This window comes from Agarilytica rhodophyticola (genome assembly GCF_002157225.2).
Classification (GTDB): domain Bacteria; phylum Pseudomonadota; class Gammaproteobacteria; order Pseudomonadales; family Cellvibrionaceae; genus Agarilytica; species Agarilytica rhodophyticola.
Map to the genome: position 1 here is coordinate 4,849,399 of NZ_CP020038.1, position 25,659 is coordinate 4,875,057.

Annotated in this window: 16 protein-coding genes; 10 read left to right on the forward strand and 6 right to left on the reverse strand. The window is 40.6% G+C overall.

Going from position 1 to position 25,659, the window contains the following annotated elements:
• Window positions 1-682 precede the first annotated feature (682 nt).
• Window positions 683-2,206: a tryptophan halogenase family protein gene (locus BVC89_RS20030; protein WP_173780737.1), complete on the forward strand. Its 1,524-nt coding sequence runs from the start codon at window positions 683-685 to the stop codon at window positions 2,204-2,206.
• A gap of 67 nt (window positions 2,207-2,273) precedes the next feature.
• On the opposite strand, the gene BVC89_RS20035 is transcribed toward BVC89_RS20030, so the two are convergent.
• Both BVC89_RS20035 and pgmB read right to left on the reverse strand, forming a co-directional pair.
• On the reverse strand, window positions 2,274-4,592 hold the full coding sequence (locus BVC89_RS20035; RefSeq protein ID WP_086932903.1) for a family 65 glycosyl hydrolase domain-containing protein: 2,319 nt from the start codon (window positions 4,590-4,592) through the stop codon (window positions 2,274-2,276).
• 60 nt (window positions 4,593-4,652) lie between these two features.
• On the reverse strand, window positions 4,653-5,300 hold the full coding sequence (gene pgmB / locus BVC89_RS20040; protein WP_086932904.1) for a beta-phosphoglucomutase: 648 nt from the start codon (window positions 5,298-5,300) through the stop codon (window positions 4,653-4,655).
• A gap of 368 nt (window positions 5,301-5,668) precedes the next feature.
• On the opposite strand from pgmB, the gene BVC89_RS20045 reads away from it, so the two are divergent.
• Window positions 5,669-6,157, forward strand: coding sequence for a YchJ family protein (locus tag BVC89_RS20045; RefSeq protein WP_086932905.1), 489 nt, complete (start codon window positions 5,669-5,671; stop codon window positions 6,155-6,157).
• 60 nt (window positions 6,158-6,217) lie between these two features.
• Here the strand turns inward: BVC89_RS20045 and BVC89_RS20050 are convergent, their stop codons facing one another.
• Window positions 6,218-9,943 (reverse strand): SbcC/MukB-like Walker B domain-containing protein, encoded by a 3,726-nt coding sequence (locus BVC89_RS20050; RefSeq protein WP_086932906.1) that lies wholly within the window; start codon window positions 9,941-9,943, stop codon window positions 6,218-6,220.
• Window positions 9,940-11,298, reverse strand: a complete 1,359-nt coding sequence (sbcD, locus tag BVC89_RS20055; RefSeq protein ID WP_086932907.1) for an exonuclease subunit SbcD — start codon at window positions 11,296-11,298, stop codon at window positions 9,940-9,942. Before sbcD ends, BVC89_RS20050 begins: the two co-directional genes overlap by 4 nt.
• Window positions 11,299-11,772: 474 nt before the next feature.
• Here sbcD and BVC89_RS20060 point away from each other — a divergent pair, with 474 nt between their 5' ends.
• Together BVC89_RS20060 and BVC89_RS20065 are read left to right on the forward strand one after the other, a co-directional pair.
• The gene (locus BVC89_RS20060; protein WP_086932908.1) at window positions 11,773-12,489 is read left to right on the forward strand and encodes an N-acyl amino acid synthase FeeM domain-containing protein; all 717 of its coding nucleotides are present in this window, start codon (window positions 11,773-11,775) and stop codon (window positions 12,487-12,489) included.
• A complete protein-coding gene (locus BVC89_RS20065; RefSeq protein ID WP_086932909.1) occupies window positions 12,458-14,461 on the forward strand; it encodes a sensor histidine kinase in 2,004 nt (667 codons plus the stop codon). Before BVC89_RS20060 ends, BVC89_RS20065 begins: the two co-directional genes overlap by 32 nt.
• Window positions 14,462-14,535: 74 nt before the next feature.
• Here BVC89_RS20065 and BVC89_RS20070 read toward each other — a convergent pair whose 3' ends face one another.
• Window positions 14,536-14,976 (reverse strand): hotdog fold domain-containing protein, encoded by a 441-nt coding sequence (locus BVC89_RS20070; protein WP_086932910.1) that lies wholly within the window; start codon window positions 14,974-14,976, stop codon window positions 14,536-14,538.
• 16 nt (window positions 14,977-14,992) lie between these two features.
• A complete protein-coding gene (locus BVC89_RS20075; protein ID WP_086932911.1) occupies window positions 14,993-15,415 on the reverse strand; it encodes a MarR family winged helix-turn-helix transcriptional regulator in 423 nt (140 codons plus the stop codon).
• 274 nt (window positions 15,416-15,689) lie between these two features.
• Here BVC89_RS20075 and dusA point away from each other — a divergent pair, with 274 nt between their 5' ends.
• The 6 genes from dusA to BVC89_RS20115 all read left to right on the forward strand — a co-directional run bounded on the left by dusA (window position 15,690) and on the right by BVC89_RS20115 (window position 25,444).
• Entirely contained in the window at window positions 15,690-16,664 is a 975-nt protein-coding gene (dusA, locus tag BVC89_RS20080; protein WP_086932912.1) for a tRNA dihydrouridine(20/20a) synthase DusA, read from the forward strand.
• A gap of 127 nt (window positions 16,665-16,791) precedes the next feature.
• Window positions 16,792-17,727 (forward strand): transaldolase, encoded by a 936-nt coding sequence (gene tal, locus BVC89_RS20085; protein ID WP_086934689.1) that lies wholly within the window; start codon window positions 16,792-16,794, stop codon window positions 17,725-17,727.
• Between the two features lie 749 nt (window positions 17,728-18,476).
• On the forward strand, window positions 18,477-20,339 hold the full coding sequence (locus BVC89_RS20095; RefSeq protein WP_086932913.1) for a DUF1800 domain-containing protein: 1,863 nt from the start codon (window positions 18,477-18,479) through the stop codon (window positions 20,337-20,339).
• A gap of 23 nt (window positions 20,340-20,362) precedes the next feature.
• A complete protein-coding gene (locus BVC89_RS20100; RefSeq protein WP_086932914.1) occupies window positions 20,363-21,733 on the forward strand; it encodes a DUF1501 domain-containing protein in 1,371 nt (456 codons plus the stop codon).
• A gap of 471 nt (window positions 21,734-22,204) precedes the next feature.
• Window positions 22,205-24,043 (forward strand): DUF1800 domain-containing protein, encoded by a 1,839-nt coding sequence (locus BVC89_RS20110; RefSeq protein ID WP_086932915.1) that lies wholly within the window; start codon window positions 22,205-22,207, stop codon window positions 24,041-24,043.
• 27 nt (window positions 24,044-24,070) lie between these two features.
• A complete protein-coding gene (locus BVC89_RS20115) occupies window positions 24,071-25,444 on the forward strand; it encodes a DUF1501 domain-containing protein (RefSeq protein WP_086932916.1) in 1,374 nt (457 codons plus the stop codon).
• Window positions 25,445-25,659 lie beyond the last annotated feature (215 nt).

Consider the following 25,659-nt stretch of genomic DNA (forward strand, 5'->3'; position numbering starts at 1 on the left):
TATGTTTTCTCAAAAAAAATAAAAATAAAATATCACAAAAAAACAACACAGCCTTAAAACTGACGATTGGATATTGAATTTTTAATTTATAAAAAAACAAATAATAGCGATTTAAATAGGCGACGACATAAACACATTTTTTACTGATGCATACGTATGAAAGTACATTTGAAAAAAATACATTTTTTTCTGATTTTCTGAAGGTAATAAGACACACAACGGTTAAAGTTAAGTAAGGGTCATTGATACGACAAAAGGGAATATTTAACTGTAACTTTCCTTCTCAAAAATTCTAAAGCCGAGGAAAATGTTACTGTTTGAGTAGTTTATCGAATAAAATTAGATTATTGAGAGACGAAGTAAAGTACATTCGCTCGATAAAGCACTCGAATAGATGCGTTGTTTTTTGTTGCGTAAAAAACTCAACCAAAGTAGTAAAAAGTCAAGGCAATGCATACGTATAAATAAAAAATAAATTTACCACTAACGACCCGCTAGCCGATGAAAAGAGTGTAAAAGTCGACTAAATGAAATGCATTAAAAACACCAAAAGCGAAGCTGAAGCTAGCCTTACGCTTGCTATGTGTTAGCGCTAGGCACTGTATACATTACAATACTTGCTCAACACTTATGCTCTGGTTAAGCTATGCCAACTATCCCCCATTGGCTTGTAAGGAATTATATGAGCGCTGCATTTGCCCCTATAAAAAATATTGTTATTCTCGGCGGAGGCACTGCTGGTTGGATGAGCGCTCACCTAATGGCGGCATGCTGGCAAACACTGGGTATCAATATCACCTTAATCGAATCACGAGCATTAGGTATTATCGGTGTAGGAGAAGGCTCAACACCACAACTGAAATCGTTCTTCGATTTTCTTGGCTTTGCAGAAAACCAGTGGATGCCGAAGTGCAATGCCACCTATAAAAACGGCATTACTTTCGCTGGTTGGTCATCAAAACCTGGTTTTGACAGCTATTTTCATGCATTTGAGTCAGAGGTAGATTTTAAAACGCAACCCGCCTTTTTTTATAACTGCGAGATGCGACGAAAAGGTGTCAATATATATGCCCACCCCGATACTTTTTATCTGAATTCAATACTCACGAAAAAAAATTTAGCGCCTATTGAACATGATAACTTCCCGTTTAAAGTATCTTATGGCTATCACTTCGATGCGGCTTTATTAGGTGAATTTCTCCATGAGCAAGGGCTTAAGCGAGGTATTAGACATATTGATGCAAAAGTAGAAAGCGCCTGTGTTGATGAGCAAGGAAATATTGAGTCTTTGATTCTCGATTCGGGAGAGATAATTAAAGCCGACTTTTTTGTGGATTGTACAGGTTTTTCGTCCCAATTATTACAACGCACTCTTAAAGTACCTTTCATAAATTTTGAAGAAAACCTATTTAACGATTCTGCTGTTACTATCGCTACTCCTAAACAAGAAAACTTTAAACCACAAACAGTGTCAACAGCAAAAACCAACGGTTGGGTATGGAATATCCCCCTAGCTAATCGAAGTGGTAATGGTTACGTTTATTCATCATCTTATTGTAGTGCTGATGATGCTGAAACAGAGTTACGCCAACATTTAAATATGCTTGATAGTGACATACAAGCCCGTCATATTAAAATGAAAGTAGGCCGAGTCGAGCAGCATTGGTATCGCAACTGTCTAGCTGTAGGTCTTTCGCAGGGGTTTATTGAACCGTTGGAAGCAACGGCTCTACACCTAGTACAAGAAACAATTCAAGGCTTTATCGATGCCTATGAACTAGGTAATTTTACTGATATCAACCAACAAAAGTTTAATCATAGAATTAACGAAAAGTTCGAAGGCATTCGAGATTACATTGTTGCTCACTACGTTTTAAATTCACGACAAGACTCAGACTATTGGTACGCAAATCGCCAACACAATAAACTTTCAGATGACCTAAAAAATGTACTCGCCAGTTGGCACCAAGCAGAAGATGTAAATAAGGTTCTGCGCAAGCGCGATATGGAAAAACACTATACTTCTATGTCATGGCATAGCATTTTATCGGGTTATGGTATGTATCATGATGAGAAAAAACTATTAAAAGGAAGTGTAAAAGCCCATAAATATGAGCTCAAAGAGATTAATACTTTTCTTGAAAGATGTAGTTTAAACTTTTCCAATAACCAAAGTGTGCTACAACAAATGTACAAGCAGCGATGATAAAATATTAAAGTCACATTCGTGACTTTAATATTGTCTTGACTCAGGCAACTCTTAATCTAACTGTCTAATAGTTAATTTCCTGCTGTACTTTTGATTTGGGTAAGATTTTTTTCATCTCACCGTATAGGTTAAGCTCACACGCATTTTCTGATTCGTTTTCAACGATAATATCGTTGTTGCTCACCATAATATTCAGTTTTACGCCTCTAAATATCATTTTAAATGCATAGGAATCCCAGTTTTCAGGGATAAAAGGCTTCAAACTCAGTACACCATTGTCGACCCTCACACCGCCAAAACCTTCAACAATGGACATCCAGGTTCCCGCCATTGAGGTGATATGCAGGCCATCACTGGTATCATTGTTATAATCGTCTAAATCTAAGCGCGATGTGCGTAAATAAAATTTATATGCAAGATCCTGATAGCCTAAGCTCGATGCTAAAATTGAATGAATACAAGGCGATAACGACGACTCATGTACCGTGAGTGGCTCATAAAAATCATAATTTTTCTTAATTGTGTCGCGCTCAAATTCATTCTCAAATAAATATATACCCTGCATAACATCCGCTTGTTTAATGTAGCACGAACGCAAAATACGGTCCCATGACCAATGTTGATGAATAGGATATTGCTCTTTGGGGATAGCAGACATCGGCTGTAGATCTTTATCCATAAAACCATCATGCTGGATAAAGACACCCGTTTCATCGTCCACAGGTAGTGCTATTTTCTCGCAAATATCACTCCAAACACTGGTTTCGTCTTCTTTAGCATTCAGCTTGGTTTTGGCAATAATCTGCTGATAGCGTTGTCCATCAAGTTGTTTAACAATTGCTAGCGCTTGCTGCGTGTACTGCATTGTCCAACGGGCAATATAATTGGTATACCAGTTGTTATTGACGTTATTTTCGTATTCGTTTGGCCCCGTAACACCAAGCATAAGGTAAGCATTGCGCCTTTTCGACCATTGCACACGCTGGCACCAGAAACGGGAAATTCCTATCAATACTTCAAGGCCATACTCAGCAAGATACGCCTCATCTCCCGTATGATTAATATAATTGTAGATAGCATAAGCGATAGCACCGTTACGGTGAATTTCCTCAAAGGTAATTTCCCATTCGTTATGACATTCTTCACCGTTGATGGTAACCATAGGGTAAAGCGCTGCGCCACTGTTAAACCCAAGCTTTTCAGCATTTTTTATTGCATTTTCTAAATGATGATAGCGATAAATTAACAATTGGCGGGCAACTTTAGGGTCTGCCGTTTTTAAATAAAAGGGAACACCGTAGGCTTCTGTATCCCAATAGGTGACGCCACCGTATTTTTCACCCGTAAAACCTTTCGGGCCAATATTCAAACGCTCATCTTCACCTGTATATGTTTGATTCATATGAAAGATGTTAAAGCGAATACCTTGCTGGGCAGCAATATCGCCTTCAATACGTATATCGGCTGTCGACCATTTGTCGGCCCACGCGGCAGCGTGTTGCGCTAACATTGTCTCAAAACCTTTACCTTTGGCATCAGCTACAGATTGTTTAGCAAAACCTTCGATATCGGATACAGGGCAGTTAAGCGAGGATATAATAGCCGCGTATTTATAAAATGTTACTTCTTCACCTTCGGCTAAGGTTGCGCTTACTTTATTAGCAACGTATTTATCTTTTTCAATTAGCTCTGGAGTGCTTACCACCTCACTATCACCACAAACGAGTTGGTAATTCATTGCCACACCCAGTGTAAAACCTGTCTTGAGTGTTTCACCGCAAATATAAGCAAGTCCAGGTTCCACATAGTGAGACTTCTGTTGCCAAAACTTCTCATCATAATTGGAGTCAGAATTAAAAATATCTAGATCCAAGTAAGGAGAAAACTCAACTGTACCACTAAAATTTAGTAGCTTAACACTATATTTAATCGCACCATTGTCAGTGTCGACGATACTAACAAAGCGCTTAGCAACAACTTCAACACGTTTCCCAGAAGCTAAAGATACGACAAAACGACGCAACAAATAACCTTCTTTCATGTTGAGAGTACGACTAAAAGATTCTATCTCACATTTGGCAAGATCTAGCTGCTCACCATCAATACAAACATCGATACCGATCCAGTTTGTGGAATTAATTACCTTTGCAAAATAGTCGGGATAACCATTTTTCCACCACCCTACCCTAGTTGGATCAGGGTAATATACCCCCGCCACATAACTGCCGCGTAGAGAATCTCCTGAATAGGATTCTTCAAAGTTAGCCCGTTGGCCAAACTTTCCATTACCTATTGAAAAAATACTCTCAGATACGCGGTTTACCGCAGGGTCAAAATCATTTTCAATAATCTTCCATGGGTCATGCTGAATATAATTTTTCATTATTACTTCCCAATTAAATGCATCTTTGTAACTAATGCTCTATGGGCTTATAAAACAGACTTAAAGCCGTTCGATAAGCTGATCTAATGTTTGGTTTTGTAAATCCTGAAGGACAAAATTTGCTTGATGTAGAGTTTCCTCTGAACCGATGCCAATAACATACATACCTGCATTAAGGGCTGCTTCAACGCCGGCAACCGCATCCTCAAAAACAAGACATTTTTGTGGGTCAATATCGACATCTTTAGCCGCGTTGAGGAATACTTCTGGATCTGGTTTGGCCTGTGATACTTGAGTGCCATCAACAATCACGTCGAACATATCCATTAGCTTAAGTTGTTGCAAAATAATGACAGCGTTTTTACTCGCAGACCCCAAAGCAATCTTTATACCTCGGCCACGAATTTCAGTGATTAATTTTTCCACACCAGGCAATATTTCCGAACGATCTAAGCGGTGGATGTATTCAAGGTACCATGTATTTTTTCTTTCCAGACAGCTGACTCTCTCTTCTTCCGTAAGAGTTTTGTCAGCAAGACGCAAAATAATGTTGAGCGACTCAACACGGCTGACGCCTTTTAAAAGCTCATTATTTTCTTCAGTGAATACAATATCGAGCTGGTCAGCCAGTCGTTTCCAAGCTAAAAAATGGTATTTGGCTGTATCGACAATAACGCCATCTAAATCAAAAATGCAGCAATCGATCATAAAACTATATTTCTGTGTAGATATTCTCAGGGCAAACTTATAGTAGTTATCAAGTATATTCCCTCGAAACTTACATACACCCTGTCATATCTATTTAACAATACCTATTGAGCTGTGCAATAGCGTTTAGAATTTTGCTTGTAAAACATGAAAAATAGCAATTTTTATTTTTTTTGAAGCCGGAAAACCCAAGTGAGCTTAGGGGGTCTTTGTTTTGTCAGCATTAAAAGCTATACGATACAACAGAATAAAAGCGACTCATATTGAATAGGTATTCAGCCAACAGTAAAATAATACTAGATATCGACATCACCCAGACTTAACAGAACATATAGAGTGTTACAAGACAGCACATAAGGAGTACAAGAGTGCCTACCATCTGCCCATGTGGGAGTAAAAAAGAATATATTCAATGCTGTAGCCCTTTCATTTACCAGCAAAGTTTGCCGCGTACGCCTGAACAATTGATGAGGTCACGCTACACGGCTTTTGTCGAAAAACAAGCAGATTATTTACTCAAAACTCTACATCCATCCAAAATAACAGAAAACACTCAGCATCATATTCAAAGTACGATTAACACAACTCAATGGCTGAGCTTAAAAGTTATCGATAGTGGACTACAGAAAGGGCGTAAAGACATTGGTTGGGTAGAGTTTGTCGCCTTTTACCATACCAAAAATACTCCTGACACTGTGACCAACGTGGATCAATTACATGAAAAGTCCCAATTTATTTTTGAACAACAATGGTTTTATACTCAAGGCGACATATTACCAGCGATAAAATTAGGGAGAAATGATCCTTGCTGGTGTGGTAGCGGGAAAAAACTTAAAACTTGTCATAAATCTCTTTAGCGGCTACTGAGTGAGTAGCCGCATATATACTCCTATAACACCGGCACTATTTTTCCGGCGCTATGTTTCTGACACAGCATAGCGCTTATTGAGACAGCTTATTCCTAAACCGCTCATTTTTTTTACTTCAATTTGCAGGGGAATGCGTTCTTTTAACGCTTCTATATGGCTAATAACACCAATCATCTTACCACTGGCATTGAGACTATCTAATGCATCTAGCGCAATCTCGAGAGTTTGCGCATCCAATGTACCAAAGCCCTCATCTAAAAATAGGCTATCGATACGTGTTTTATGACTCACTAAATCTGATAGAGCTAAAGCGAGAGACAGGCTCACTAGGAAACTCTCCCCACCAGATAAAGTTTTAGTATCGCGCAAGGAATCCGCTTGCCAAGTATCCATCACCTCAAGCTCCAAAGCTTCTTCTACTTTTCGCACAAGCTGGTAACGGCCATGGAGTTGAGTCAGTTGCTGGTTCGCTAAATAGATGAGATGGTCTAAAGTTAAGCCCTGGGCAAATACTCTAAATTTTTTACCGTCAGAAGAGCCAATTAAACTCTTGAGTGTATCCCAGTCATCATACACTTGTTGCTGCTCTACTATTTTGGCAATGATGGACTTCTGTTCTTGTCGCCTTAATATATCAGCTTTAAGTAACTGTTCTATTTCACCTAGCTGTTTATTACAAGAGGTAATAGTTACTTCAGAATCTGTAACCCCTCGCTTTAGTTGATCGACGGTTTGTTCTGTATCAGTACTATTTGAAAGCTCATCAAAAGTTTGCTTGGCTTGCTGCTGTAGTGTCTTTGCCTTTGCAAGTTGCTGGTCTAATTCATTTTTAAGCTTAGTTAAATGTTCTTTCTCATCATCGCTCAGTAACGCGGACAGAAATGCTTCCTCATTATCAAAAACACTGTCAGCGAGCGCCTGCGACCATTGGTATTTGGACTGCTCTTGTTTTTGTAGATATTTTTGCCTGCTACTATGATTTTCAGATAATTGAATACGATAAGTATGACAAGATGTTTGCTGCTCTTCTAAAACTGCAGAAACTTCTTCTAAATGCTTCAGGCACTCAGATAAAAGCGTTGATAAACGATTTCGCTCCTGTTGGACACTTTTATTACCGAACATACGATATCGTTCATCTTCATTTTGTTTTAACTGAGATTTAGTGTCCAGCAGTTTAGCATTCAAAGAGTTAAGATCATTTTCTGTTTGTTGAGCTTCTCGCTCAGCATTTTTACTATCATTTTCTAACTGAATAATTTCTTTTGAATATGAATTAAATAGCTTCAGTTGTATTTGATACTGCTCACTGTCTTGCCTACGTAACTGCAGCCAATTATCTTGCTCTTGCGTTGCTGGCAAAGCCAATTGATATTGTTCTCGAAGCTGCTGAGTAAGAGCCTCCTCTAACTGATGCAGAACGCGATGATCTTCTTCAATGTGAAGCTGTTGCTCCCCTTGCTGCAATAATAACTGTTCTTGTTGTTTCAGTAGAAGTTGGTGTTCGTTTTCTGTAAGCAGCAGATCTTGTTTTAGTTTATTGCTCTTGTTTTTTCTAGTCTGTCCTTCTTCCTTAAGTACTGCAATAGCATCTGCACGTTCTTGAGCGCGACTAATATTATCTTGAATTGCGACTAAACTCTCAGTAATCACAGCCTCATTTTCTACACATAGTGGCGCAGATAGTGCTAATTGTGGATTGAGCTGAGACCAACGAATTTTAAGCTCATCTAGTTCCAATTGGATATTGTGTCGATTAGCTTCCATCACTTTACAATCTTTGCTTAACTCGGCATATTCTTCACTGGCTTTTTTGCCTGCTTCTTCAAGCTCAAATAAAATAGCATTTTCACTATCGAGGCGCTGCTCGCTAGCTAAGCTGTTAACATTGTTGTATACCTCTATAGCAGGGTGTTCAGTTGCACCGCACAGAGGACATGCTTCATTTTGCTGAAGCTTATCTCGATAATCCTGCAAGCTATATACTTGTTGCTCAAATTTTATGGTACGCTCAATTTCGGCAATAAGCTTCTGCTGCTGTTTATAATTTTTGCGCAGTCCCTCTACCACAGTTTCGGCTTTAGCCGCTTTAACTAAAGTGGTTTCTAGAGATTCTTTTTGTTCAAAAAATTTCGTTTGAGCGCTTAAAAAATTTTGAAAGGTATGTCGCGCCTCAAATAAAATAGGCTGCAAAATCAATGTTCGTCGAATACTATTTTTTATATCTTCTTCTGTTTCACTATCCAGTATAGCTAACCATTTACCATGCCATTGTTCCTCGGCGCGTTGTTCATTATCGAGCTGCTTTTGTTTTACTTGCACTTGCTCTTGCTTGTCATTTGTCGTGGCTGCCAGCGCTTTAAGATCCTGCCTTAGCGATTCTAATATTTTCTCTCTTCGATCAATATTTTGCTTGATATTGTTTCTCTGTTCACATTTAGCTGTCCACAGAGGGATCTGTGACAGTAGATGTTGATGAGATTGGTTAGCGTTTAGATAAGTTTCGGCAGCCGCATAGCTTTCTTGCGCCTGTGCTAGCTTATCTAATGTGCTCTCACAAATTGTACTCTGTTTGTTAAGTTGCTCCTTCAGCTCATTCTGCTCTTTTAGCTGCTCACGATAATGACTCTGTAGCTGTTTTATCTTTTCATCCAGAGGGATTACTTGATCGCTTACAAGCGTATTAAATCGCTCTATTTCTTGCTGAGTATTGTTATACTTTTCTTGGTTTACTTGCTTCTTAGCGAGTAACTGAGAGAGCTCTTGCTCTACAGACATTTCTTTTTGCTGTAGTTCTTTTATAGTGCTATTAATTTTTTCTAATTCTTCGTTTACTTCTTTTACTACTAAAAAAAGTGTTCGAATTTTTTCTGCAGGTTCATTTCTTTGCAGACGGTCGAGCTCATGCTGATGCGCTATAATATGCTGTTCACATTGTTGACAAGACCTAAGCGCTTGTTGATAGGATACTGCTGAGTTATCGAGATGCTCTAAAGCAATTATTTTTTTTTGCTGATCACGTAAAGTATGCTGTGTATTTGCAACAGCTTCCTCTAGCTTGGCCCTAGTTTCATATTGCTCCTCAAGCGCTTGCTCATCTAATAATTCTGCGGTGTCACTTTGATCTCGTAAAAGCTGTAATTGACGTTCTTCTTGACGAAAACGTTCAAACACTTGCTGTGAAATACTGCCGTATATTTCTGTACCTGTTATTTGTTCAAGTAATTCAGCACGTTTGCCTGCAGGCGCATTGAGAAACGCAGCAAAGCTCCCTTGCGCCAATAACATGGACTTAGTAAAACGACCAAAATCCAGGCCAGTAATCTCGGCAATTAGCTTTTCTTTATCTCTGATTTTATCACTCAGGATTTTATCCCCACGAACATATTGTTCTGGTTCACCATTATTATCTGTATTATTTATACTGGCCAGTTCAACTCTAGTCGGCTGAATTTTCCCATCTACTTTTAATTTTGCACGCTTCACTTCCCAAAACGCACGATAACGCTTTGTTTTTACTTCAAACTCCACTTCAGCAAGACACTCACCCGTGTAGCGAGTCATAATTTTATCCGCAGGAGAAGGCTCATTTAGTCTCGGCGTACGGTGGTAAAGAGCAAGGCAGATCGCATCCAATAAAGTTGTTTTGCCCGCACCAGTAGCGCCGGTAATAACAAAAAGGCCGCTGCTAGCAAAAGGCTCCTTAGTAAAGTCTATTTTCCACTCCCCTTTTAGCGAGTTAATATTTTTGAGCCTTAAATTTAATATTTTCATGTGCTCGATCTCTCCTCTCGCTTTCCTTTCTTTACTTGCTCGCCGTCCTGTTCTTGCTCACTATCGTGCGACTCAGGCGTTTCATCCTCCTCAGTGGCCATTATCTGTCGGTTTACCGAATCCAGTATTTCGTCAAAAGCGCGCTTAATACGTGTCTTTCTATTTTGTTCTTCCTCAACATCCCAATTTTCTAACGCCAAACGACGCTCAAATACTTCATGGGGACTTAGCTCTTGCAAAGTTTCTTTAGCTTTCGCTCCGGAGCTGTGCAGACGAAGTGGACGCTGCCTGCGAAGCACAAGTACTTCTAGAGGTAAATCGGCAATCATTGCTTGGATGTGTTGCTGCAAATCATTCAAGTAGTCTTGGGTGCTGACCTCGATATGCAACCATGCATTAGCTTCGCACTGGTGCTTTTGAGCCAAACTCTTAATCTCAAGCTCGATAGTACTTAAATCACCTTTAAGTAAATACATGGCTTGAAAAGTTGGCACTTGTTTATTAAGCACATCTACAAGAGTTCCATTTTCAAAACAAGCCAATAAAACAGACTTAGCCTTGCCTAGTTCATCAAAACTGAGAGGTATTGGTGAGCCTGAATATCGAATATGCTCACAATCTGCAACTTTTTGTGTTCTATGAATATGGCCAAGGGCAATATAATCTGCTGTAGGAAAGGCGGATGCGGGGAATGCTTCTAGAGCGCCGATATAAATATCCCGTACTGACTCTGAGGTTTTTGCACCAACAGTTGTCAAATGACCAGTAACAATAATTGGTACACTTTTATTATGCTGTTGCAAAATGTCTTGCTGATATTGCTGGGCGATGTGGTATGTTTGCTGATAGTGATCCGCAATGGCTTGCTGCAAATTACGCTGTTTTTCAAGACCACTATCTCCTGCATGACTATGAATAATGTCTCGTGGTCGCAAATAAGGTATCGCACAAACAATTGCCTGAGGCTCATCTAGTGCATCATTCAAAACAATGACATGCTGGTTAAGATCAGCAAATGCACCCGGGACAACATGGGTATTGAAATGAGCCAACAGAGATTTTGATTCGCCCAAGGTTGCCGTAGAATCGTGGTTTCCACCTAATATAACAAGCTGAATGTTGTGTTTCTGAAGATTTACAACAAATTGGTTATATAACTCTCGCGCGTAACTCGGTGGCGCTCCCGTATCAAAGATATCACCAGCCACAATAATTGCATCCACTGCGTTTTCTACTGCTGTGCTAATTAGCCATGCTAAGAACTGATGGTGTTCATTCTTCCGGCTTTTACCGAAAAAGTGCTGGCCAAGATGCCAATCAGATGTATGTATTATTTTGAAATACTTACTGCTCATATATGTTGGGGGTTATCTCTTGCAACTTTATAGGGCGGTTATTTTAATTATTGTAAATACAACAACAAGAGCTTTATTAAAGTTGTGGCAATATAACATCGCCTCTTGGTTTTTTATGTTACCGCTTTTTAAACTGACACATTGTTTGTATATGCTCTCTGCAGATATGTCACCTAAATCATTATATTTTCGTGTATTAATTCTTTTTCAATGCTAAAAAACACTTTTTTGAGTGTTTTAACCATTGCATATTTTTCTCTGCCTAAATTATTCCAAACTGGTGCATCCATTATCGTTAGTGGTTTTCGTCATACAGCCTTAAAAAAAACTTCTAAATCGTATGAAGTGCGAGAAAAACACCTATTTACCTATCTTTTATTTGACATTTGCACGTACCTATTATGTATTTTAGCGTCACAATTTGATCAAACGATCATACTCTCAAAAATACAATTAGAAACTTAGGTGCTTAGAATGAATAACTCTCAGGAAAATATACACACTGCGGCGGAGCAATATGCTCATCCAAAAACAATTAATGAATATAGCAATCAGCGAGCCTACGGACCGCTGTTGGATACAGTGTTTAGACTGCGATACCAAAGCTACAGCACAGAAGGGTTTATAAAAGCCAATGATAGCAAACTGTTTTTCGATGAATTCGATGATAAACCTAATTGCACCTCTTATTTAACTTTTTATAAGGAAAGCTATAAAGAAGGCCATAGGGAACACTATCAAGAACGCGCAATAGCCTCTATACGCTCGTGTATGTATACTCCTGGTAGCGACCAAACTATACCTATAATGGAAGTATTCGAGAAAGAAATTGATAATTCCATCGGTTTAGACAATACGATGTTAGAAATAAATAAGTTTGTGATCGCACCGCATTTTCAGAGGCGCGGAGGTATTACGGCAAGGTTTATGGTGTATGCAAATGTAGTCAATGCCGCACTGGATCAAGGAGCAAAATATCTCGTTGCAGCTGTGCGAGAGGAACACATTCAGTATAATCATTCAATGTTTGGATTTGAGCTAGCATCAGAGCCCCGCTCTTATCCACACCTTAAATTCAAGACTGCGCTGATGGTATGTGATGATATTGAGCGTGTTCGAAGAAGATTAGATAAAAAATTAGGTAAACGGAAAGTTTTCAATGACTCACCACTTAGCTACGGCGTTTGTTGATTTTTGTGTTGCATTTATAGCACTATCTAGTAAAAACGCTCCAGCATCCCGCCCGATGTCACTGGTAGCAGTGAGTATGGGATGCTGGTCACTAGAGCTATTTATTCTTGGCTCAGTGGCTGACTTTGAAACCCTTAACACGTTATTTCATATTACTCGCTGGGGAATGTTTCTTATTCCTCCCAGCCTAACACTACTCACATGGTATTTAATTGGTAATAAGTCAATACGCTTTTTGTACGCTGTTATTATTCCTGGCTTTGCCACGAGCGTATTATTGTGCATATTGAACTTTTTTGTTTTTCCCTCTGAATTAGAGCGAGTTATCGACGGCTACCAGCCTAAGCCAGATGCAATTTATAATGCTTTTTCACTTCTCTTTATAGCGTGTCTGATCAGCTGCATTGCGCTGGGCATCAAGCGTTTTAACAACGCTACGCACCGAGAAAAGCAACGAATCAAATGGTTGCTCATCGTATTATTGGGCACGCTATCATTAGGCTTATTAAGTATGCTTTTACTGCGCTATCCGTTTTATCTTAAATTGGTAGGTGCAACCATTAATATGCTCTTCATTGGTCTGCTATTTTATGCAACCATCCAACACCACTTAATGGATATCAAAGCGGCTATGAGCGTAGGCTTGGTAAAAGCTGCAGCCGTGGCGGTCATTTTGTGGGGATACTTCTTTATTAATTCCTTATTTGAACAACCTTCCGATGCCACCGGCCACATCGTTATTATGGCTGTTTTTGTCTACCTAGTATTAGAAATTTATCCTAAGTACAGAGATTGGGCACTGCTTAAAACCAAAAAGCTTGTGTCGCGCATGCAATATGACCATCAGACGCTAAAACAAAACTCCCGCTTAATGCTTGAGGCAAGCTTCGATTCCCTCGCATTTGGGCAAGTACTGCATTACATCTTTTCTGAAAACATGAATCTTTCGAGCTACTACTCATTTTCAGTTAACTCAGAAAACAATACTTTGATCCAGGAAAACTTCGTTGAAAGCAAAGAATTTATCAAAGATTCAATGTTTAATGAAAACATGATCGGCTTATGTCGCCGGCGCTCGGGCTTTACCTCGGTGGATGAATGCGAGGGATATACACGGGAATCATTGGAAAAAAACGATATTTTAGGATTCATTAGTATCAATTATCAGGATAGGCTACTGATGGTTATCCTTTTAGGAAGACCTTTAGATGAGGATTATTACTCATACGACGATTTAGTATTGTTCGAATGGCTGTCGGCGGAACTTGGCCCTACCATTGTCAAGATTAGCAAGATTGACGAGGTTCACAATGATCTGAATGATGCAAAGAAGACGCTGTCATTGTTAGACCTTATGAATCACTATCATCATGATATCAAGGCTCCACTATCGATTATCGATGGTGTAATCTCAAATAATGTTTATGACAATGACAAACAGAATGCCGTAGTGCTCGAACAGGTGAGTCGCATTCAGAAGCTCATAACAACCATGGCAAGTGTATTCCAAGGACATCGCAGTCGCAAAGAGCAGCCGGTGGTGTTAACAGATCTTTTGATCGAGTGTATTACCGTATTTGATGGACAAATTGACAGTGTCGACTATGACATTAATGAAATACCCAAAATCTGGGGCGATAAAGAAGACCTAAAGATTCTTTTCATCAACTTGATCAAAAATGCAATTGAAGCTGCAGCCGTGCCCGGCGCAGTCTATATTCGGGTAAAATCATGGCTGGATGTAAATCGCCCCTGTATATCTATTCAAGACAACGGTATTGGCATGTCTAATCGCCATGTGGATAACCTATTTCTGCGAGCCTACTCAACCAAACCCAATGGCAGCGGCATCGGCATGCAAGCGGTTAAACGTATACTCAACGAGCATCACGCGGAAGTTGAAGTATTAAGTAAAGAAGGCGCAGGCTCAACTTTTATTATCCGCTTTCCCCCACCTTATGACTACGTTTAAATCCGGCCGAGCTTGTTCGCTATTCCCGATAGCTAGCAAGCCCCAATTAAGCCTCTATAGAGCATCAAACACTACTATTTGTGTTTAATATTCATCGTGATGTCTGCTGTAAAGCATTTATTCCCATCCGTATCAAAAGCCGCTACCGGAACGACGACTTCTCCCGGCTTGGAGAAATCCACATCAGCAGCATCACAGACGACACGCAGATCTGTCTTAGCCTTAGCCAAGTAGGCAACCGTCATTCCTTGAGGAATCCAGCGAGCGCCTTCAGGTATCGATACATCTGTTGCCATACCACCAACCAGCTCAGCAGCATTACACATGGCAATCGCATGGATAGTGCCTAAGTGGTTGTGGACTTTTTTCTGATTGCGTAGCATGGTTTCGCAATAGCCCGGCTTAAGAGAAGTAATTTCCGGATCGATAGTGGCAAAATAAGGCGCGACTTGCTCAACACCTTTGGAAAAGGCCTCAGGCCCCATTTGATTGTACATTGCTAAAAACTGGCTCATAACCAACACCTTTTTATTATTTATTGGTAGTATCCTGCATACACGCACCCAAAAAACGCACGACAACGGCTATTTCTTCTTGCGAAAACCCCTTAATGAGCTGCTCATTAAATTGATCGATAAGTGGAAAGATAACAGGAAGTTTATTTTTACCTTGCTCGGTAAGATAAATACGCGAAGCACGAGCATCATCATTACAAGCTCTGCGTTCGATTAAATCGTTTTTCTCCATTCTGGAAATCAACCCCGTGGTGGCTGGATGCTTTAAACCTAAAGCGACGGATAGATCCCGCTGCAAACAGCCTTCATCCTTCGCAATATAAAGAAGCGCTGCAACCTGGGTTACCGGCACTCCCAACACTTCCTCACTTTTTGTATTTGCATACTTAAAAATTCGGTGTTGAGCTTTGTTAATTAGAAAAAAAAGCCGATTATCCACATCAAAATTCCTGATTTAAGGGCTCGATTTAAGAATTTAGTTCGTATACGACATATATAGTTTACATACGAACTAATAACTTGCAAGCAGTAACGAACACGTTGCTCTTAAAACATTGGAAAACAGTCCTAGCAACTTCAATTAAAACCAAATGCAACAGTTATCTTATAGATAAGGTACACTACCGGTTTAGATCGCCATTGAAAGATGTAACCTACTGATATAATGGCGAAAATTGTGAAAAGATATTTATCGATAACAAGCTGTTGGATATATGAAGGTTTTAGACAGGCGCTTCTCAATCGCCCCCATGATGGATTGGAGTGACAAACACTGCCGCTACTTTTGGCGTTTACTCTCAAAGCAAAGCTTACTTTATACTGAAATGGTGGTCTCAGGTGCGATCATTCATGGTGACAAGAACCGTTTTCTAGACTTTAACCCCGAAGAACATCCTATTGCCCTGCAAATAGGAGGCAGTGAGCCTGAAGAACTAGCCAAGTGTGCAAAGCTTGCACAGAGCTGGGGCTATGATGAGATCAATCTAAACTGCGGATGCCCAAGTGATCGAGTTCAGTCTGGCAGAATAGGTGCGATTTTAATGACCGAGCCCGATCTAGTAGCCCGTTGTGTGGAGGCTATGAGTGAGGCTTGTACAATCCCTGTAACCGTAAAACATCGCATCGGTGTGGATGATATGGATGACTACCCTGATATGCACCACTTCGTTTCAAAAGTGGCCGATGCGGGTTGTCAAACGTTTATCGTGCATGCTCGGAAGGCTTGGTTAAAAGGCTTGAGTCCGAAACAAAATCGAGAGATCCCCCCCCTAAAATACGAACATGTTTACCAACTAAAACACGACTTCCCAGCACTTAACATTGTCATTAACGGCGGCATTACAACTATTGAACAGTCACAAAGCTTATTGAAGCATGTAGATGGTGTGATGATTGGACGCGAAGCCTACAACAACCCTTTTTTTCTTGCCCAAGTGGATCATGCACTGTTTGAGTCAGCTCCAAATACCACTACACGTAAGGATATTATCGAATCCTATATTCACTACTGTGACACCCACGTTAATAATGGACAGCGTTTGCACCATATGAGCCGACATATCCTCGGTTTATTCCAAGGCCAGCCTCGAGCACGCTTATTTCGTCGCTACGTTACGGAAAATGCGAATAAACCAGAGGCAACCACCGATATTCTGCGCCAAGCACTGGCTCTTTTAGACAAAAACTAAGCGATGATTAAGGCGTCAGAGGAAAAAACCGCCACAAACCCCAATCGCCAATTGCATTTTGGTTGTGCTCGAAGCATATCAGTCGGATAATGGTATGTGCATACGATCACAAGTTTATGAGGAAGATATGAGCAATAAACTAGAACAGCTTAAGCAATATTCTGATGTTGTTGCAGATACTGGCGATATTGAAGCAATTAAGCGTTATCAGCCAATTGATGCAACCACCAACCCATCTCTGCTCTACAAAGCCGCACAAATGGAACAATACGGCTCTCTAGTGGATAAAGCCCTCGCTAACGCGGCTTCCATCGGCGAAGCTTGCGACCAATTAGCCGTTGCTATCGGTTCAGAAATCTTAACGGTTGTTCCAGGACGTATTTCAACCGAAGTGGACGCTCGCCTATCTTTCGATACTAAAGCAAGCGTAGAAAAAGCGAAAAAGCTGATCGGTTTATATGAGGCCGCAGGCTACGGTAAAGACCGCATTTTGATTAAGCTTGCCTCCACATGGGAAGGTATTCGTGCAGCAGAAATTTTAGAAAAGGATGGTATCAACTGTAACCTTACATTGTTGTTCTCATTTAGCCAAGCTGCGGCTTGTGCCGATGCTGGTGCATTTTTGATATCACCCTTTGTAGGACGTATTCTAGATTGGTATAAAGCCAATACAGATAAAAAAGAATACAGCCCATTCGAAGATCCAGGTGTGCAGTCAGTAACAAAGATCTATAACTACTACAAACAGCACGATTACAAAACTGTTGTTATGGGGGCGAGCTTCCGTAACACTGGCGAGCTAGAAGCACTAGCCGGTTGTGATCGTCTTACTATTAGCCCAGCACTCTTAGGCGAACTTGAAAACGATAACAATACTCTTGAACGAGTGCTATCACCAGATAGCAGTGGCGAAGCTATTGCAAAAACTATCGAGAGTGAAGCTCAATTCCGTTTTTCAAATAACGAAGACGCGATGGCAACAGAAAAACTTTCTGAAGGTATTCGTAACTTTGTGAAAGATCAAGTTAACCTTGAAAATTTCTTAAAATCTAAGAAAAACTAACTCAGTTTTTTTAGAATTAGTGTAAGTAAGCCTAAAAATTCATAAGTTTAGCTTACTTACACCTCTTAATAATATTTTAACTCTCATTATTTCCTGCCCTCCTTACTAATTACTCCGCAAGAAAAGCAACCAATTCGCCAAAATTACGCACTTAAATCACTCATACTTTTATGTAAAGCTTCTTTACATAACTTTTTAACTTGGCTGTAAAAACATAAGTTAATTAATATTTTTACGTTTTAGTTTTGCAGCTTACTTTTATATTATCTAAACATATAAATAGATTTATTATTTTGTAAAAATTTTATCTTATTAAAGAACGGTTAAGTTATGTAAAGAAGACAACTAACAGCTAATAAATCTTATTCATTAATATAAAATAGTTTGCAATAAACAGGAGAAATCATAATTAAGAAGTGTAAAAAAACTAGGTGACCGCACTCTCTTAACCCTCCTAAACTTAAGAAGCGCTCACTTACTTTTTTTCAGAAAAATAAAAAAACAACAATTAAAAATATATTTTTATTTTTAATAAAGAATTAATTTAGCACGTAAAAAATTTCCTTATTAATTACACTTAAATAATAATGTGTAATTTTTGCAATAATAAAATGTGAATAAACTCTCAATTTATTATTGGTGTTTAAGGTGAAGCCGATCAAGGCGACAAAGACCATAGGTTATATTCAAAAAATATGGAAAAATATTAGTATTACCAATGATAATAAAAATTACTCACGTACCGACCTATGTTTAAAGTTAAATTATTGACTCAATATTTCATGACTGCTTTTGTATTAGCAGGTTTATATTCTTGTGGTGGTGGAGAAAGCGAAAGTTTACTCAGTCCTGATGCCAGTGCGGATAATGATACCCCCGTACCAGTACAAACAGTACCACCACTACCTGACTCGCCTCTAGCTACGCCAACACCTTCTCCTGGCGCAACACCACAGACAACACCACTTGCTTCACCATCACCAAATACAACACCTACGCCCATCCCAACAGCTACGGTTGCCCCGGTGGCGGCACCAAGGAAAGCAGAAACAAGAGAAGATGCCGCACGATTTTTAATGCGCACTAGTTTCGGACCTAAGGCTGAAGAAATAGATGCGCTGATGGCTACAACTTACGAGGCCTGGTTGAATCAGCAATTTAGAGAAACACCCACATACCAGACACAGTCGGTTAAAAGGTTAGTGGATAAAGATACTACCCCATCAACTTCGCCGGGAACACGCAATAGCCTTCGTAAAGACGTGTGGTTTAATACCATCATGAAAGGCAACGATCAGCTCCGCCAAAGAGTCGCTTTTGCCTTGAGTCAAATACTTGTTGTGTCAGAAAGAGATACAGGCCTACGCTTTCAAACCGTGGGAATGGCAAATTATTACGATGTATTAATACGTCATGCTTTTGGCAATTTCAGAGAATTGATTGAAGAAGTTACCTTACACCCAGCAATGGGCAACTACTTAGATATGCGTGGTAATCGAAAAGCCAGCGACGACGGTAACGTGCAACCTGATGAAAACTATGCGCGCGAAATTATGCAGCTGTTTACCATTGGCCTGAATGAACTCAATAAAAACGGTACCAATAAGTTACGCAACGGAAAATTAATTCCTACTTATGATATAGAAGAAGTCATCGCGTTTGCAAGAGTATTTACCGGTTGGAGCTATCCCGGAATTACAATTTCCAATAAACGGCCATTTGAAACATTTGCCAGATCAAAAACAGATGATCCGGATAGGTTTTTAAAACCCATGGTTCCTTACGAAAGTATGCATGATCAAAGGGAGAAAGTGTTATTCAATGGCACCGTACTACCAGCGGGACAAACCGCACGTGAAGATTTAGAAATGGCGTTGGACAATTTGTTTCAGCACGCCAATGTGGCTCCCTTTATCAGTAAACAACTTATTCAACGCCTTGTTACTAGTAATCCTTCACCCACTTATGTGGCTCGCGTTGCTTCGGTATTTAACAATAATGGTAATGGCGTAAGAGGTGATTTAAAAGCAACCATAAAAGCAATCCTGCTGGATCGCGAAGCATTATTAGGTTATAAGCAGGTTAATTTCGGTAAATTAAAAGAACCATTGTTAAAATTGATCCATATCTGGCGGGCATTTGATGGCCGTGGCGATAACAATCGCTTTCGTTATGATGAAGGTGGCAGTGAATTAGGCCAGGCAATACTATCAGCCCCTTCGGTATTTAATTTCTACTCTCCCTTCTTTTCAAAACCCGGCGCACTTGAAGATAGAGATTTAGTGTCACCAGAGTTTGAACTTTATGATGAAGGCAAAACTATCAGCATTCAAAACCGCCTTGCTAGCTACGTTACAGGTATGATTAATACCACGCCCAAAATAAACAACATAGAGTTGCGTATTAGTGACGAAAAAGCCCTGGCAAATAATCCATCCGCACTAGTAGATCATTTTAATGCGTTTTTATTTGCTGGCCAGATGTCGCAAAACACACACGATATTCTCACAGGATATATTACTCAAATACCTTTCGGTAGCGACGGTACTGCACGAGTACAAGAGGGCCTACTTTTTGCCGTTTTATCACCTGACTTCGCCTATCAACGTTAACAGAATATTAAAGAGTTACACTAATGTCCCAATTTAAATCAAAACGACGAGATTTTCTTAAATCTTTTGTATCGACAACGTTAGGTGGTGCAGGTGCTTACGCCAGTTTATCAAGTCTGGGAATGATGAACGCCTTCGCCCAGTCCAATAATGATTACAAAGCTCTGGTTTGTTTATTCCTTGGTGGTGGTAACGATGGCTACAATACAATTATCCCAACAGATAACAGCGCGTATCAACAATACTCTGATGCTCGTGGCCCACTGGCCATTCCTAAAGGACAAGTGCGTGCTATACAAGGTAGAGCATCCGATGGTAATTCCTATGGGGTTCACCCCAGTATGAGAGAAGTACAGGAATTGTATAATAATGGAGATTTGTGTTTTATTGGTAACGTCGGCTCGCTGATTGAACCAATCACACGTGATAATTTCATCAGTAAAAATAAGCAATTACCGCCCTTTTTATTTTCTCATAACAATCAAACACGATTTTGGCAGAGTTTAGATATCGATGTTCCCAGACCCCGTGGTTGGGCAGGAAAAATGGCTGACGCCATGATGGCGCATAATCAAGATTCACCTATCTCAATGAATATTTCTGTCGCCGGACAAAATTTATTTCAGTCAGGCAATAGAACTCAACCCTATATCATGTCCCGTAAAGGGGTCGGCAGGATGAATTTATTCAACCGCGACAGACGTCGAGATGAAGCACGTATTCCAGTGTTTGAAGAAATGATGTCCAATTCTTATCAAAATATTTATGCCAACGAATATGCTAAGACGGCACGTCGCGCAGAAGAGTTAAGTGTTTCTGTCGGTGCCGCGTTGGATGAAGTACAAACGTTCACCACACAACCGGCACAACCATCGGCATTAACAGATACTTTCTCTACTATTGCTAAAGTTATCGCAGCACGCTCTACTTTAAAAATGTCACGGCAAATATTTTTTGTGAGCCTTGGCGGCTGGGACACCCATAATGATCAACTCTCTCGCCACAGCGAATTGCTGTCTAATTTAAGTAAAGGGCTGAAATATTTTTATGATTTAACGAAAGAACTTAATGTTGCTAACAAAGTAACCACATTTACTGCGGCTGACTTTGGTAGAACGCTGAGCAGTAATGGTAGTGGTAGTGACCATGGTTGGGGAAATCATCATTTAGTGATGGGCGGTGCGGTGCAAGGCCGTAGAATTTATGGTGAAATGCCTGAAATCGCTTTTGGTGGATTACAAGATGCAGGCCGCGGCCGCTTAGTTCCTACCACATCAATTGACCAATACGCAGCAACATTAGCCAGCTGGTATGGTTTAGGTGCATCTGATGTAGCAGAAATTTTTCCAAACCTCAGTAACTTTAATAACGTAGATTTGGGATTCTTAAGTTAAGAGCTATTAATGTGCGCTAGCATAAATATATATTATTATTGTGAATAAAGTTGTCTTACACTTTACTCACAATGATTACATTTATTGCCTTTTATTCCCTATTTATTTTGCTTTACATTTATTTATTCCAAAGCGCCATAATTAATCTTTAATTAATTGCGAATAGAGCCCCTTAAGTGTTCACTCACTCAATAGGGTGATTAATTATTGTCAACAATTAATCATTAATGGTTCCCCATAAAATCAGTGCAGACATCAACTGCATCTACACTCTGCTCCCCCTTTAATGTCACTCTCAAAAAATAAAAATATACGATTTTATTAAATAAAAAGTGTGCTACAGATTACACTTTCGAACTTGACTTACTTACCAAGCCGATTAAAACGACAAGCCTAATATCTAGTTCGGTACAAATATGAAACAATATTTGTATTATAAATTATCCCTCAAAATTGCTCGTGTCTTGATCTATGTTTAGAATTAGTATATTCAGCAAAAATTTTACCTTAGCATGTGTATTGGCAGGTCTTGTTGCCTGTGGCGGTGAAAGCGAGAGCTTACTGAGCCCCGATGCTAATCCCGGTGGGGACTCCCCTGATAATCAGCCAGTGCCGTCACAAACAGTACCGCCGTTACCAGGAACTCCAACACCTACGCCAGGAACAACACCTACAGCAACTCCCACTGGCACACCGACACCTACAGCGACACCAGTGGCTGCTACACCAACGCCTGCACCAAGACGCGCAAGAAATAATGATGAAGCGGTCAGATTCTTATTGCGAACGACGTTTGGCCCCACACAAAGAGAGATCGATGCTCTCCAGGCAACCAATTACACCTCTTGGCTGCAGCAACAATTTGATGCAACGCCTACTTATCAAACAGAAACTGTTAAAAAGCTAATCGACGAAAACACGAGAGATATTGTTTTCTTACGCAGCTTCCGTCGTTCAGATGCATGGTTCGATACCGTTATTAATGGCGAAGATCAGTTACGCCAGCGGGTGGCATTTGCACTGAGCCAAATACTTGTTGTGTCTGAAAATGACGGTGCATTAACTGGCTATGCCAGGAGTATGGCCAACTATAATGATGTACTTATTCGTAACGCCTTTGGCAATTTTAGAGAGCTATTAGAAGAAGTAACGCTGCACCCGGCTATGGGTAACTTCTTAAGTATGCGCCGCAATAGTAAAGGTAATGATGAAGGTACAATTCAGCCAGATGAGAACTACGCACGCGAAATTATGCAGCTGTTCACTATTGGCTTAAAAGAATTAAACCTCGATGGCACTGAGAAGTTAGATAGCAGAAACCGATCTATTCCAACCTATGGTATGCCAGAAGTACTGGCTTTTGCTCGTGTATTCACCGGCTGGAATTATGAGAATCTACGCAGATTCCAAAGCGGCTTTGAAAGGCCCGATAGTGAAAGACTGCTCAAACCCATGACGCCCTATGAAGATTTCCATGATACTGGTGAGAAAGTATTACTCAACGGCACAGTTTTGCCCGCTAACCAGGATGCTCGTACCGATTTAGAAATGGCTTTAGATAACTTATTTAATCACCCAAATGTCGGCCCATTTATTGGTAAGCAGTTAATTCAACGTTTGGTGACGAGTAATCCATCCCCAGCCTATGTAGCCCGTGTGGCATCTGTATTTAATGATAACGGCCGCGGCGTACGCGGTGATTTACAGGCAACCGTAAGAGCGATCTTACTCGATAGCGACGCGCTACTGGGCTATCAGAATGATCCGCAAAACTTTGGTAAGTTAAAAGAGCCTTTGTTAAAACTCACACACCTTTGGCGAGCATTTGGCGCTGAAGGTGCTGGTGGTCATTTGCGCTATTCGCAATCGAACCGCGACTTTGCACAAAAAGCACTGGCCGCGCCTTCGGTATTTAATTTCTTCTCACCCACGTTTAGCCAACCTGGCGCTATTGAGAACGGCAACATGGTGTCACCCGAGTTCCAAATCTATACCGAAACGACTGCTATTTCCGCACAAAATCGGTTGCGCAGTTATATCAATGGAAGTCGTCTTAACGGCACTCGAGCAGAAAGCGGCCTCCATCAAATTAATTTAAATTTTGACAGAGCTAAGCGATTGGCCAATAGACCTGAAGAGCTTGTTAAACACTTTAATGATTTCTTATTTGCTGGCCAAATGTCACAGCAAACGCAAGATATTTTAGAAGATTTCATCAATCAGACACCGATGACCGATGATGGCACCCTGCGTGTGAGGGAAGGTTTATTTTTAGCCTTTGCATCACCAGACTTCGCCTATCAACGCTAACTGAATACGTACCAAGGTTATATCACAATGTCTAAATTCGAATTACATCGTCGCAATTTTTTGAAATCCTGCCTATCTAAAAGCGTTGCAGGGGCCGGTGCTTATGCCAGTTTATCTAGCCTGGGGATGATGAACGCATTCGCCCAAACAAGCGGTGATTATAAAGCGCTAGTATGTCTATTTTTGTTTGGCGGTAATGATTCCTACAACATGCTCATACCCACAAGCAATTCTGCCTACAATCAATATTCAGATGCTCGTGAAGGCTTAGCCATTCCACGCGCAGATATTTTACGGGCGTCGGCTCGTGGCTCAGATGGCAATGACTATGGTTTTCACCCAAGTATGGAAGGTGTACGCACCCTATTTAATCAAGGTAACCTGTCTGTAGTAGGTAATGTGGGTGCCCTAGTGGCTCCTACAAGCAAGACAGATTACGAAAACGGCAGAGTGCCATTACCTCCGCGCTTATTTTCTCACAACGACCAGCAGGATTTTTGGCATAGTCTCAAAACAGATGTCCCTCAGCCTCGGGGATGGGCCGGGCGTATGGCTGATGCCATGGTGGATGCCAATAGAAACTCGCGCTTGTCGATGAATATTTCAATGTCCGGTAGAAACTTATTCCAAGTGGGAGACAATACTTCGCCTTATGCCATGTCCTCATCTGGTATCGTGCCCATGGGCGGTTTGAATCGCTCTAGCCGTAACGCTCAAGAGCAACGTCGCATCGAAGCCTTTGATGCGATGATGAAAAATAGCTACGATAATATCTATGCTAATGAATTCGCTAAAGTAAAATCGCGCTCTGAGATGCTCAGTACTTTTGTCGGTGACGCCTTATCCAGTGCCCGCGCCTTTACTACGCCACTTCCTGCTGAGAACGGAATCGCACAGAGCCTTTCCACTGTGGCCAAGATGATCGATTCGCGTTCAACGCTTAATATGAACCGCCAAATCTTCTTCGTTGGCGTGGGTGGCTGGGATACCCATAGTGACCAACTTTCTCGCCAGCAAGGCTTGTTAAAAAGTCTTAGTGATGCCCTCAAGTACTTTTACGATTTAACCGTTGAAATGAGATTGCAAGATCAAATCACCACCTTCACCGCCGCTGACTTCGGCAGAACACTTGGCAGTAATGGCAGTGGGAGTGATCACGGTTGGGGCGGGCACCAATTGGTAATGGGTGGCGCAGTCGACGGCAAGAAGATCTTTGGAGAGATGCCTGAACTGGTTATTGGGGGCGCGCAGGACTCTGGAAGAGGTCGTCTTATACCCACCACCTCCATCGATCAATATGCCGCAACTCTAGCCAGTTGGTACGGTTTATCAGCATCAGACATCGCCGATATCTTCCCTAATCTCGGCAACTTCAGTAATGTCAATTTAGGCTTCGTGTAAGCCAAGGGATGTGAGGGCCTACTGATAGGCCCTTGTGTTAGTAGCTCTATTCTTCCTAGCTTCCACCCAAATAACCTGACTTCGATAATAGCTTTACACAGCGACCTCTTATTTTCCTTAGACACTTTTCTATTACTAAAACAATAAATTATTCCTTGAGCATCTGAACAAGCCAATAATTTATAGCTACACTGTTATAAGAAGATTTATCGATC